General features: G+C 27.3%; 11 protein-coding genes, 3 tRNA genes and 1 rRNA gene. 3 read left to right on the top strand and 12 right to left on the bottom strand.

Annotation, left to right across the window (positions count from 1 at the left end):
• The first annotated feature begins 546 nt into the window (after positions 1–546).
• Entirely contained in the window at positions 547–1,224 is a 678-nt protein-coding gene (locus I2A75_RS17505) for a uracil-DNA glycosylase (protein WP_195266886.1), read from the top strand.
• A gap of 25 nt (positions 1,225–1,249) precedes the next feature.
• Here I2A75_RS17505 and I2A75_RS17500 read toward each other — a convergent pair whose 3' ends face one another.
• Complete coding sequence (locus tag I2A75_RS17500; protein ID WP_243242217.1) at positions 1,250–1,444, bottom strand: hypothetical protein; 195 nt, start codon at positions 1,442–1,444, stop codon at positions 1,250–1,252.
• 356 nt (positions 1,445–1,800) lie between these two features.
• Positions 1,801–1,876, bottom strand: a tRNA-Phe gene (locus tag I2A75_RS17495).
• A 144-nt stretch (positions 1,877–2,020) separates the two neighbouring features.
• Here I2A75_RS17495 and I2A75_RS17490 point away from each other — a divergent pair.
• Positions 2,021–2,455 carry a hypothetical protein gene (locus I2A75_RS17490; RefSeq protein WP_195266884.1) on the top strand — a complete coding sequence of 145 codons (435 nt, stop codon included), beginning with the start codon at positions 2,021–2,023 and terminating at the stop codon, positions 2,453–2,455.
• A gap of 36 nt (positions 2,456–2,491) precedes the next feature.
• Here the strand turns inward: I2A75_RS17490 and I2A75_RS17485 are convergent, their stop codons facing one another.
• The 4 genes from I2A75_RS17485 to fusA all read right to left on the bottom strand — a co-directional run bounded on the left by I2A75_RS17485 (position 2,492) and on the right by fusA (position 7,585).
• Positions 2,492–3,415: a type II CAAX endopeptidase family protein gene (locus I2A75_RS17485; protein ID WP_243242215.1), complete on the bottom strand. Its 924-nt coding sequence runs from the start codon at positions 3,413–3,415 to the stop codon at positions 2,492–2,494.
• Positions 3,416–3,652: 237 nt separating this feature from the next.
• On the bottom strand, positions 3,653–4,888 hold the full coding sequence (locus I2A75_RS17480; RefSeq protein ID WP_195266882.1) for a competence/damage-inducible protein A: 1,236 nt from the start codon (positions 4,886–4,888) through the stop codon (positions 3,653–3,655).
• A gap of 286 nt (positions 4,889–5,174) precedes the next feature.
• Positions 5,175–5,411, bottom strand: coding sequence for a hypothetical protein (locus I2A75_RS17475; RefSeq protein WP_195266881.1), 237 nt, complete (start codon positions 5,409–5,411; stop codon positions 5,175–5,177).
• A gap of 98 nt (positions 5,412–5,509) precedes the next feature.
• Positions 5,510–7,585: an elongation factor G gene (gene fusA, locus I2A75_RS17470; RefSeq protein WP_195266880.1), complete on the bottom strand. Its 2,076-nt coding sequence runs from the start codon at positions 7,583–7,585 to the stop codon at positions 5,510–5,512.
• A gap of 933 nt (positions 7,586–8,518) precedes the next feature.
• Here fusA and cls point away from each other — a divergent pair.
• Positions 8,519–9,955, top strand: coding sequence for a cardiolipin synthase (cls, locus tag I2A75_RS17465; protein WP_257447938.1), 1,437 nt, complete (start codon positions 8,519–8,521; stop codon positions 9,953–9,955).
• A gap of 52 nt (positions 9,956–10,007) precedes the next feature.
• Here cls and I2A75_RS17460 read toward each other — a convergent pair whose 3' ends face one another.
• The 6 genes from I2A75_RS17460 to rrf all read right to left on the bottom strand — a co-directional run bounded on the left by I2A75_RS17460 (position 10,008) and on the right by rrf (position 11,788).
• A complete protein-coding gene (locus I2A75_RS17460) occupies positions 10,008–10,448 on the bottom strand; it encodes a VanZ family protein (protein ID WP_195266878.1) in 441 nt (146 codons plus the stop codon).
• A gap of 66 nt (positions 10,449–10,514) precedes the next feature.
• On the bottom strand, positions 10,515–10,958 hold the full coding sequence (locus I2A75_RS17455) for a hypothetical protein (protein WP_195266877.1): 444 nt from the start codon (positions 10,956–10,958) through the stop codon (positions 10,515–10,517).
• Positions 10,959–11,104: 146 nt separating this feature from the next.
• Positions 11,105–11,269: a hypothetical protein gene (locus I2A75_RS17450; protein ID WP_195266876.1), complete on the bottom strand. Its 165-nt coding sequence runs from the start codon at positions 11,267–11,269 to the stop codon at positions 11,105–11,107.
• 239 nt (positions 11,270–11,508) lie between these two features.
• Positions 11,509–11,584, bottom strand: a tRNA-Ala gene (locus I2A75_RS17445).
• Between the two features lie 5 nt (positions 11,585–11,589).
• A tRNA-Ile gene (locus I2A75_RS17440) sits at positions 11,590–11,666 on the bottom strand.
• Between the two features lie 5 nt (positions 11,667–11,671).
• Positions 11,672–11,788, bottom strand: a 5S ribosomal RNA gene (gene rrf / locus I2A75_RS17435).
• Positions 11,789–11,959: the final 171 nt, after the last annotated feature.

The following is an 11,959-nucleotide window of genomic DNA, read 5'->3' as shown; positions in this document are numbered from 1 at the left end:
CTCAATAAAAAGTTTAATCTCTTCGCTCAAATTACTTTGAGTCTTAATTTTAAGACGTCTAAAAGAATTGCTGGTTTATTTTACTTAACTTATTTTCTGTTCAATTTTCAAAGACCATTTTCTTCATCGCCCTCAAGCGACTTTCTCATCTTATCACTTATGCACCTCATTGTCAACAATGTTTTTCAACTTTTTTCAACTTTTTTCAAGTTGTTTTGTTGGAAATCAACGTGTTCATAAGGAACGATTTACATAATATCATCTTTCACTCCTTAGTATCTATAATATTATCTATTTTATTCATATTTATATTATATTTTCTTTATTATTCTTTATTTTAATCTAATTTACTTATAAAGATATCCTAGGTAGCGTTTGTGTCTATTTAATCTTAATATATTCCAAAAATGTAATATATATATTATTATTAGATAGAATTCTTTTTTTATTTATTACATGTTTTAAATATAAAATATCTTTTTGAGTTAAAAATAATTATTAATAGTATTAAATTAATAACTAAATACTATATATGGAGGTGATACTTTGAAAAATATATTAAATAATGATTGGCAACAATTATTGCAAGATGAATTTGAAAAGGATTATTATCAAAACCTTAGACAATTTTTAATATCAGAGTATAAATCAAAAACTATCTATCCTGATATGAGTGATATTTTTAATGCATTAAAATTTACTGCATACAAAGATGTTAAGGTTGTTATACTTGGCCAAGATCCTTATCATGGTCCAAATCAAGCTCATGGTCTTTCTTTTTCTGTTAATAAGGGAGTTAAAGTCCCCCCTTCTTTAGTTAATATTTATAAAGAATTACACGATGATCTAGGATGCTACATACCTAATAACGGATTTTTAAAAAGTTGGACTGATCAAGGAGTTTTATTATTAAATACAGTTTTAACTGTTAGAGCTCATGAAGCAAATTCTCATAAGAATATGGGATGGGAAATACTAACCGATAAAATTATTTCACTACTTAATAAAAGAGAAGATCCTATTGTTTTTATTTTATGGGGCAATCCTGCAATAGCTAAAAGTAAGCTTATAACAAATAAAAATCATTTTATAATTACTTCTCCCCATCCAAGCCCACTTTCAGCTTTTAGAGGTTTCTTTGGAAGTAAACCATTTTCTAAAACGAATGAGTTTTTAAAATCTATTGACAAGACACCTATAAACTGGCAAATAAAAAATATATAAAAAAAAGGCACTAACTGTGCCTTTTTTAATTAATTTTACTTTTTGACTTCTTATAAAATGAATAACCTAGTGATGAAATTATTGCTATAACTGAGCATCCTGAAAATGTTAATATTATATTATCGATAAAAAAGCCTAGAAATATACCAATTCCAGCTCCCACAGCTATCCCCTTTGCTAAATAATCATAATCTTGATCAGATAAAATTAACTTTTCCACCACTAACACTCCTTATATGTTAAACATCTTATAAATCTAATATCTATACATTTATTTTAATACTTACTTCTTAAATATTTCTTAACTAAAACTTAAAGCATAATTAATTATAATTAATTATTATTCTTTCATAGTAATTTACCTTAATAATACAATAAAAAACATATAAATTTGCCAACTACGTCACTTTTCTTATTATCACCGCAAGTTTATATATCTAAAACTAAAAAATAATATATATAGCTAACGCACTTTTTTGAAGTTTAAATACCAAGCTCCTATTTAGCCATACTTTCAAAGTCTTTTATATTTTTCAGTACATAAAAAAAGCTAACTAATTAATTAGTTAGCTTTCCTGGTGGCTCGACCAGGAATCGAACCAGGGACACGAGGATTTTCAGTCCTCTGCTCTACCGACTGAGCTATCGAGCCTTAACGATTTATATTTTATATAATTTTTTATAATATGTCAACGTTTTTATTTTATATTTTTTAATTTAGTAAGAATATAAATTTTAAGTTATTTTTATAGAAGCATATAAATATAATAAAATATAGTATTAATAGGAGTGATTTATGAAATATATATTATTTATTATACTAATACTATCATTAGTAGTACTTTATTTTTATTATGAGAAAAAATTAGAATTAATGAAAAAACAATTAATGATTACTTCACATCAATATAATAATATAAGAAAGAAATATGATACACCTAAAAAAAACAATAATAATTTATCTATTAGATTTATTACACCCACCTATAAGACCGGAATAATAAATACTGATTCTAAATTATATATAGCGCCACTGGATTCATCTCAGGTAATTAGAAAAACAAACATACGCATGGAGGTAACAGTTCTAGATTCAGCTGAACTAAATAATCAAACTTGGTATTATGTTAATCTTCCAATTGATAACTGTATAAATTGTAGAGGATGGATTAATTCAAAAGATGTATCAATGTTTTATAGTGACTCATCCTATATATCCAAATCAAATTAAGTAAAAAAAGTTAGGAGTATTGCTCTCCTAACTTTTTTATAATGAAATAGTTCTAATCATAAAGAAAATATATATTCCTATTGATAGTACAAATGGAATATTTATTATTCTATCCTTTTTCCCCACTATTCCTGATACTTCACTTGTTCTATAATTATAATTTTGAATTCTTCTTTTTGAATTAATTTTTTCCAATCCATATATTATAAGAAAAACAAATATTGAAAATATTACTGCTATAGCTCCATATATTATAAATAAAATTAATTTTTCTGATGATTCTATATTTTTGAGTGTTAATTCTGCATTTTGATTTGCATTTGATAATCCTTTAGTAATATAATCTGCTAATTTTGCCATAGTTACTGATGTTCCATTTATAATAAAGTGCATTATCATTGATGAAAATATACTATTTGTTGCTTGCACCACTAAAGCTAATATAAATCCTAATACAGCTGCATATAAAAATTGTTGAGGATCTAAGTGAAGAATACCAAAGAATAATCCTGTTACTATAGCTGATACATATTTATTTTTGTTCTCATAGCCTGAAAGCACTATCCCTCTTATTGTTACTTCTTCTGTTATTGATGGAAGTAATGCAACTAATGCTAATAAAAGTATATATGGAGTTGAAGTTATTTCTGATATAAACGATCCAATTTCATTATTAAAGAAAAATGTTCCAATCAATGAAAAAAAGGTCATTATTGGTTGAACCACAAATGCTAATAAGACAATTAAAAGAGTATCTTGCCAATGTAATTTGTTTAATTTGAGAGTTTCTTTAAAAGAAGACTTTGTAACAATTATATATATAATTGCAGGTAATAAAAATAATATCACATGATTTAAAAACAGTATAACTCTTGTATCACTTAATCCGAGTACAAGATAAAATGGCCTTAATAGTAATGGACCAAATATTTCTATTATTAATATAATTAAAAAATACATATTCGCTTTAAAAACTTTTGTCATATCTCTATCCTTTCTTTTAGTTTGTAGCGTTTCATTCTTTTACTACAAATTTATTTTAACGAATGTATAACTTATTAATTTAATGGACATAATTATAATGAAGCGAGAAGGCTTCCACAGTTAATCGCCTCTCCCCCATTTTATTTATATACAAAAATAATCCCCAACTTACTTTATAGTATGGAAGGGGATTATTTTACTCCCCTTTTTAATTTAAACTTCTAATAACTCTTTTCTTAAAATATTTAGCGCATTAAGTGTAGCTTTTCTTCTAATTCTTTCTCTATCGCCAGTAAAATTAAATTTATTTACAACAACTTTTCCTTTAATAAATACTCCTATATAAACTAATCCAACTGGTTTTTCATCAGTTCCACCACCTGGTCCTGCTATTCCTGTGGTAGAAATTGAAATATCAGTATCAGCCTGTTTAGCTATCCCTATTGCCATTTCTCTAGCTGTTTCTTCGCTTACTGCTCCATATCTATCTAAAGTTTCTTTTCTAACCCCAAGCCTCTTCATTTTAGCTTCATTTGAATAAGTTATAGCCCCTTCCTTAAATACATCTGATATTCCAGGATATGAAATTAAACTCGCTGCAACCATACCACCTGTGCATGATTCCGCAGTTGATATACTTAGTTTACTACTACATAGCATTTCTGAAACAACATTTTCTAAAGAAGTTTCCCCTTCTCCATATATATACTCTCCAAGTGTACTTTTTATTTCTTTATCAACAGGATTTATTAAATCATCACATTCTTTTTCATTACTTCCCTTAGCTGTAATTCTTAATGTAACATCATTGTCCTTTGCATATGGTGCCACTGTAGGATTTTTACTACTTTGAATTAAATTATTTAATTTTTGTGCCATAAGACTTTCACCTATTCCAAATAATCTTAAAGTCTTAGATTTTATAATCTTTCCTGTTATCCCTTCTAAGTATTTTTTAACATGATCATTAAACATCGGTTTCATTTCCCTTGGAGGGCCTGGTAAAATTATTAAAGTCTTATTATTTTCTGATATTATAGATCCCGGCGCTGTTCCATTAGGATTAGGTAATATAATAGATCCTTCTGGAAAATATGCTTGCTTTTTATTTGCTTCTACGATAGCCTCATCTTTCATATCTAGATATGTTTTAATCCAGTCTAAAGAAGGTTTATGAAGCTCTAACTTTTTCTTAAAATATTTTGCTCCTAACTCTTTAGTTAAGTCATCTTGTGTTGGACCCAACCCTCCTGTTGTAATAACTAAATCACATCTTTGAAAAGCTTTTTCAAATGATTCTATTATTCTATCTTCATTATCACCAATAACACTTTGATGATATACATCTATTCCTAAAGCAGCTAATTCTTTAGCTAAAAATTGTGCATTTGTATTAACTATATCGCCTAAAAGTATTTCTGTTCCAATTGCTATTATTTCTGCTTTCATTTTACTCCTCCTACATACTTTATTTATATAAGCTACAATAAAAATTCAACACTTCTATGATATACCTTAGTAATTGATATTATTTAAATTTAGTTATTATTTTTGTAACTTATATATAAATTTAAATAATATATGCTTTCGTTTTCACTAGTTTACTTAAATAAGATATTAAGCATTAAATATACTACTTACTTCAGCTGTGTAGATTATTACCTAAAACTTATATACTAAATATTTTACCATAAATTATAAAAGACTACTAATCAATAGATTAATAGCCTTTTATTTACTTTTGCTTATTAGCATTTATATAATATTTGCCAGTTGGATTAATTCCTTCATCTAATATCGAGAAATTGCTGTCTTTAAGCATGGATGTAATGATATTGATATCATTTTTGTCAACGCTACCTAAGGTTATTGTAAAATTATCATTTCTATCTACAACTCCCATATAGTCAAATATATTGCTATATTCACTAAGACCTAATCCCCCATTTATATCCATCCTATAATCTGGCATAGTATCCCTCCAATACTTTTTCTTTTGTATAAGATTTTATCTATAGCATTTATTTTATTTTATCTCACTAATTCATTATTTATTCACTATACCAAAATTTAATTTTTTTTAGCTTCCTCTATTATTTTTTTAGCTTCTATTTCAGGAACTTCTTCATATCTTGCAAGTTCACTTGTAAAGCTTCCTCTAGCTTGAGTCATTGACCTTAAATCAGTAGAGTACTTAAACATTTCTGATAGTGGAACTTCTACAATGATTTTTTGTAAGTTCCCATCTGGTTCCATTCCCAAAACTCTTCCTCTTCTCTTATTTATATCTCCAATGATATCACCCATATATTCATCTGGCACAAATATTTCTACATGCATAATAGGCTCTAATAAAATAGCTTTTGCTTGTTCTAGCCCCTTCTTATATGCAATAGAAGTAGCCATTTTGAATGCCATTTCTGAAGAATCCACTGGATGATAAGATCCATCGTGCAGTGTTGCTTTTAATCCAACTACTGGATAACCAGCTAAAACACCCTTTTCAATACATTCTCTAAGACCTTTTTCTACTGCAGGTATAAAGTTTCTCGGAACAACTCCTCCTACAACATTATCTACAAACTCTAGATCACTTTCTCCATCTTTTCTTGGCTCAAATTTTATTTTTACATCTCCGTATTGTCCATGCCCTCCTGATTGCTTTTTATGTTTACCTTGAACATCAGCAACTCCTTTTATTGTTTCTCTATATGGTATCTTAGGAAGCCTTAATATTACTTCGGCTCCAAACTTATTTCTCAACCTACTAGCTATTACATCTAAATGAGTTTCACCAACTCCAGATATTATTGTTTCTGCATTTTCCGTATCTCGTGTTATTGTAAATGTTGGATCCTCTTCTAATAATCTTTGTAGAGCTGCTGATATTTTATCTTCATCACCCTTAGCCTTCGGTAATACCGCCATTGATATTGCTGGTTTAGGGAAATTCATTTTATCATATATAACTTTATTATTTATATCGCATAAAGTATCTCCCGTTTCGGTGTATTGTAACTTTGCAACAGCCGCTATATCTCCGGCTACTACTTCCTTAGTAGGTATTTGATTTTTACCTCTCATGAAAAATACATTTGCTAATTTTTCTGCTTTATCCTTATTACTATTAATAACAGTAACCTCATTTGAAAGTTTTCCTGTTATAACTCTAAATAATGATATTTTGCCAACAAAAGGGTCTGCTATCGTCTTAAAAACTAATGCTGAAAACGGCTTATTTTCATCTAATCTTATGAAAACCTCTTCATCATTTTGTGTATTTATTGCTTTCTGAGGAATTGAATATTTAGGTGATGGAAAACATTCTACTACATCTTCTAAGAAACATCTCATACCTATAACCTTTGAAGCACTTCCACACATTACTGGTGCTATTTCGCCACTTGCACATCCTTCTATAAGTCCATTATATATTTCTTCATCACTTAATTCGCCTTCATTAAAATATTTATCTAAAAGTTCTTCATTAGTTTCAGCTACTGCCTCCATAATCATTCTTTTACATTCATCTATTTTCCCTAACAGTTCTTCTGGAGCATCCATTTCTTGAATTTTATTAGTTTTTGGATCGTGTATTCTAACTCTTTTTGATATAACATTAACTACTCCTTTAAAATTCTCTTCTGTTCCTATAGGATACTGAATTGGAACTACGCTAATTCCAAACTTTTCTTTTAATTGAGCTAATGTTTTATCATAACTTGAATTTTCTCTATCTAATTTATTAATAAAAAATGTTCTTGGTAATTTTATTTTATTACAATAATCCCATGCCTTTTCTGTTCCTACCTGAACTCCTGATACACCACATACAACTATAGTAGCTACATCTACGGCTCTCATTCCTTGAATAAGTTCTCCTGAAAAATCAAAATATCCTGGTATATCTACTAAATTTATTTTTGTTTCATTTACTTCTATCGGAGCAATAGAAACTGATAATGAAATCCCTCTCTTTTTTTCCTCTTGATCAAAATCTGTAACTGTTGTTCCATCTTCTACTTTTCCTAACCTATCAGTATTGCCAGTATTAAAAAGTAATGCTTCTACTAAAGATGTTTTTCCTGATGCTCCATGACCTATAAGTCCAATATTTCTCAAATTTTTTATTGTGTAATTTTTCATACTATCTCATAATATTTAATATAATATTATGATTACACCTACCTTTCATTTAAAATCTAAATAATTTTTGAATTAGTTCTCTCATCAAATTCCTGTGTTTATAAATTTTAAATCTCTGGTTTATAATTTGTTCTAATAAAACATCCTAAGTTCGGGTAATTTCTTTATTGCATCTTACTAATTATAGAATACCATAAAGGTTTTTCCTTTTCCAGAATATTCAGATTATTTATCATCAGTCTAATCTATATTTATTTTTATGCTTTGCATATAAGATTAAGTACAAAAAAGTGCACCTATAATTTATACTATAGCTACACCTTCTGTTATCTTAATTTTTGACATATTTTTTATGTTTATTCAGCTTTACATAATTATTTTTCATTAATTAAATATCTATATTTTATCAGGAAGAAAATTAATAATCATATTAAATTTTATTACTATTATTTGAAATATAGTATCGTTATAGCATAGTTAGAATATTATAGAAAGAACCATATTAAAAGAAACAATTTCTAAATATAGTTCCTTGATGCGGTAGCTTATTACCGACTCTCTCTATAGCTACTAAAATACTATTATTTGAGTTAGTGCTATTATCTTTTGATTTCATTCGTTATCCCCCTTAAATAGTAAATACACAACAATAAATTTTTCTACTTTTTTAAATTTTATTTTACACGTTTTTCACTCCATTTTATAACTATTATATAGGCATATTAATCTTTTTCAAGATTTTATTAGTATTTCATAAAAATTTATGAAAAATGTTATATTAACATTATCAAACTCTTATAAAATATATGATTAATTTTAAAAATGTAATTGCTATATAATCATCTTTATATTAGTTTCTAATTAATTAAAATCTATATTTTAGTCAAGAATATTATTATAGATAATTATTTTTTGAAGGAGGTTTTTAATATGATTGCAATTAATATAATTTTTTATCTATCATTCATAATAAATCTCTTTATAATATTTATAATAATTATATTTGGGAAAAAACGCCATGAGAAAACTTTATCATGGATTCTAATATTAATTATATTCCCTCCCCTTGGACTAATTCTCTTTATACTGTTAGGTAGGAACTGGAAGATACATACATTAGATAAAAAATCAAAGCAAAAAGTCAGTAGCTTAATTACTCCTTCACTATTAAATAAATCTCATATATCTAATGAATTTCAGCATATTGTAAACTTATTAGTATCAAATTCATATTCTCCACTCTTTATAAATAATAGTGTTACTATTTTAGATGGAGGAATTAATAAGTTCGAAGCTCTAAAAAGTAAACTACTAGAAGCAAAAGACCATATTCATTTAGAATACTATATTGTTAAAGATGATAATATAGGAAATGAAATAAAAGATATATTGATAAGAAAATCTAAAGAAGGCGTAAAAGTTAAATTTATAATCGATAAAATGGGTTCTATAAAATTAAGCACTAGATATATTAACGATTTAAAAAATTCTGGGGTTGATGTTGTTTTTTATTCTTATGTATTAGCACCTTTTTTTAGATTCATTAATACCCAAGTGAATTATAGAAATCATAGAAAAATAGTTGTTATAGATGGTACTACAGCATTCCTAGGAGGAATTAATATAGGAGACGAATATTTGGGGTTAGGCAAATTAGGTGATTGGAAGGATTGTCATATAATGATTGAAGGTGATTGTGTACTTGGCTTGCAATCAATTTTCTTAGATGATTTTTCAAGTATAAAAAAATATAATAATGAACAAATTTCAACCTTAGCCAATATCGAAGACTATTTTAAAAATAAAGAATTTGATGGTAATATACCAATGCAACTAATAAAAAGTGGACCAGATTCTGAATACCCTAGCATACTTCAATGCTTTATAAAAATGATTAGCACTGCTAAAGAAAGTATTAATATAATAACTCCTTATTTTATCCCATCTGAAGGTTTAATGGATTCATTAAAAATAGCTGCATTAAGTGGCATTAAAATTTCAGTAATTTTTCCTAAAAAAGCCGATCATTTTACTGTGAATAAAGCGTCACAAACTTATTTAGCTGAATTAGTGAGATCTGGAGTTAAAGTTTATTTATATAATGATTCCGGATTTATTCATTCTAAAATTTTAACTGTAGATAAAAAAATATGCACAATAGGAACAGCAAATATGGATATACGAAGCTTTGAATTAAATTATGAAATCAATGCATTAATATATGATGAAGGAATAACTTGTGAATTTAATAAAATATTCGATAACTTATTAGAATATTGTACGGAGTTTAATTTAACAGAATATGAATCTAGATCTTTAACTAGCAAATTTCTAGATGGAATCTCTAGACTATTTTCTTCAATACTATAAAAGGATATTCAAATATTATTGAATATCCTTTTATAGTATTGAAAATTATATTTTACTTATTTAATTTTACTATTTCTACTATCCTCGTTATTAAATAACCAATAGCACCTCCTGAAGTGTCAATCAATACATCTTTAAACGCCATATTTCTTCCCGGAATAAAATATTGATGAAATTCATCTGTACTTGCATATAAAAACACAAAAATTATTGAATATAATCTAGCTCTTTTAGTAGTAAAATAGAACTTGCTTACGTTATATGCAAATAAAAATAATATTAGATATTCTGAAAAGTGTGCAGTCTTTCTAACTACTAAAGTAGCTAACTCACCAAAATATTGATTTAATTCTATTCCAAAAAAGCTAAATATTTTCAAAACTAATTCACTTTGGCTACTAGAAACTTCACCTGGTTGATGTGACATAAAAAATATAATCCCCATCCAAACTATTAGCATAGCCCACGATATTATCTTTTTGTTTTTATTCATTATTCTCTCCCTATGTTAATTTAATATATTTTCCTTTTTATATAATAAATATTTTATCCTTTGATATCAATCTTTTTCAACTAAATATCTATTAATATACGCTAACGATTGTTCTAGCATACCTTGACCTCTCTCTAAATCTTTAACATTAACTTCTAAGTTATATATTCTTTGTTCTACTAAATTCATTATTTGCTTTATATCGTTTAATAATTTAGCTTCATATGAAACTTGTACTCCATCAGAATCTATATATATTTTTTCTGGAACAGATCCACATTTAGAGCACTTAGCATATATTCCCTTCTTCTCAACATCTCTAAATATTTTGAATGTATCATTATTACAGTTAGAACAATTAGGCAACATTATAAAATCTTGATCACTTACATCAATATCATATTTAGACTTACACTGAGCACAAATTAAATGCAACTTATCTTCTTCACTTTCTAAAAAAAATCTATTCCCACTACAGCCATCTTTTTCACATACAAAAGTTCTTATCATTTCCTAATCCCCCTCCTTATTTAGAAAGAATACCCTTCTACAATTTAATATGCTAGACTAAATAAATTTATTCTTATTATTTATATTAGTTTTAACTACATATATTGTAAAAAGTAAAATAGACCTAAACTTATAAGTTAGGTCTATCAAATATTTTTATTATTACAAAATTCATCTGATTCCTTTAATGCTACTTCTACTTCTTTTATAAGATCATCTATCCTGCTTGTATTTTTACCTGCTAATACTAGCTCTCGCTTTTCTAATTTTAATTTTATTAATTTTTGCTCTAACTCATCCTTCTTACCCATACCAACACTCCCCATCTAAGGATAAGACCTTAAAACTTTTACATTAAAAATTAAATAGTTTATTATATATTAATTATATATTATTTTTCTCTCTATTCCTAATTAAAATTTTAGAAATTTTTAAAACTTTTTCGACATTTGGAAATCCCATACATGTATTATATTACTATTAAATAACTTAAAATATTCCTTCTAATTTTAAGTTATAAAAAAAGAAGTTATGATAACATAACTTCTTTTGGTGGAGGTAAAGGGATTCGAACCCTTGACCCCTTGCGTGCAAGGCAAGTGCTCTCCCAACTGAGCTATACCCCCAAATATGGTGGACCTTCAGGGACTCGAACCCCGGACCTACCGGTTATGAGCCGGTTGCTCTAACCAACTGAGCTAAAGATCCATAATACCTGGCAACGTTCTACTCTCCCACACAGTCTCCCATGCAGTACCATCGACGCTGTAGAGCTTAACTTTCCTGTTCGGAATGGAAAGGAGTGTTTCCTCTACGCCATCATCACCAGATTACATTAACATTATATTGTAAAATCAATATCTTGTCAATACTTTTTTCAGAAATATTCTCTGAAAATTGCACATGAATTAATTTTAAGCCTGTTTTTTATTGGTCAAGCCCTCGACCTATTAGTATCAGTCAGCTAAATATGTTACCACACTTACACCTCTGACCTATCA

This window comes from Clostridium sp. 1001275B_160808_H3 (assembly GCF_015550425.1).
Taxonomy (GTDB): domain Bacteria; phylum Bacillota; class Clostridia; order Clostridiales; family Clostridiaceae; genus Clostridium.
The sequence above is the reverse complement of the archived record's forward strand: the minus strand, read 5'-3'. Positions and strand labels throughout refer to the sequence as shown.

Excerpts from the sequence above, each read along its gene's own strand:
- I2A75_RS17460 (WP_195266878.1), bottom strand. The coding sequence starts at position 10,448 with ATGAATAAAAACAAAAAGATAATATCGTGGGCTATGCTAATAGTTTGG.
- I2A75_RS17455 (WP_195266877.1), bottom strand. The coding sequence starts at position 10,958 with ATGATAAGAACTTTTGTATGTGAAAAAGATGGCTGTAGTGGGAATAGA.
- I2A75_RS17450 (WP_195266876.1), bottom strand. The coding sequence starts at position 11,269 with ATGGGTAAGAAGGATGAGTTAGAGCAAAAATTAATAAAATTAAAATTA.
- I2A75_RS17490 (WP_195266884.1), top strand. The coding sequence starts at position 2,021 with ATGAAATATATATTATTTATTATACTAATACTATCATTAGTAGTACTT.
- I2A75_RS17475 (WP_195266881.1), bottom strand. The coding sequence starts at position 5,411 with ATGCCAGATTATAGGATGGATATAAATGGGGGATTAGGTCTTAGTGAA.
- fusA (WP_195266880.1), bottom strand. The coding sequence starts at position 7,585 with ATGAAAAATTACACAATAAAAAATTTGAGAAATATTGGACTTATAGGT.
- I2A75_RS17485 (WP_243242215.1), bottom strand. The coding sequence starts at position 3,415 with ATGTATTTTTTAATTATATTAATAATAGAAATATTTGGTCCATTACTA.
- I2A75_RS17480 (WP_195266882.1), bottom strand. The coding sequence starts at position 4,888 with ATGAAAGCAGAAATAATAGCAATTGGAACAGAAATACTTTTAGGCGAT.